The sequence below is a fragment of the Halorubrum sp. Atlit-26R genome, from assembly GCF_003666015.1.
Taxonomy (GTDB): Archaea; Halobacteriota; Halobacteria; order Halobacteriales; family Haloferacaceae; genus Halorubrum.
Window position 1 is genome coordinate 1 of the sequence record NZ_QPLT01000294.1, and the last position, 596, is coordinate 596.

Here is a 596-nt window from a genome sequence, read left to right on the forward strand (position 1 = left end):
TTCCACGTATCCGCCAACGCGTACGTAGTGGTTTGCTCGGTTCCTTCCTCTGCACCGACCTTCAACTCGAGGAATACTGCCCATCGCGGGTGGTCCGCCAACGCACTCCCACCGCAAATAATCAAATCAATCCGGCCATCAGACCCCTCGTCTCCAATCTGGACCTCGTCTTCGATCTCAATATGCTGTCCGGGAAGATTGAACTCATAGAAATCGAGACTCTCCAAGAAGCAGTCAAGGAGTGTGTACCCGAACCCGTGAGATTTCCGCGGATCCAAGAAGTACCTCAGCGTGTACTGGTACTTTCGTTCGCGCGGCCCGCGAAGCACCGAGTAGATGTCTTTCGGTCGTTGAACCCGACGGTCAAGCTCCATATACTCCTGCACAAATTCCTCTAAATCATCGCGGTTAAACTCAGGGAGATTCTCAGACATGTATGGTTAGGGTTGCCAATCGCTCTTCAAACTAACTCACACACCATCGAAGAACCGCTCTGAAACTCTCGATACGACTATCGTGTACCGACGACGTGCTGGTTATACCGATCTGTGGCAAAAAACGAGTTGTTCGGAATACTACCGACTACTGATCGTCGG

The 596-nt window shown here is 51.5% G+C and carries 1 protein-coding gene; it reads right to left on the reverse strand.

What is annotated here, in order from left to right; genetic code table 11:
- Positions 1–434, reverse strand: a 434-nt coding sequence (locus DVK07_RS20645) for a PD-(D/E)XK nuclease family protein (RefSeq protein WP_199719694.1), incomplete at its 3' end; no start/stop codon positions are given.
- Positions 435–596 lie beyond the last annotated feature (162 nt).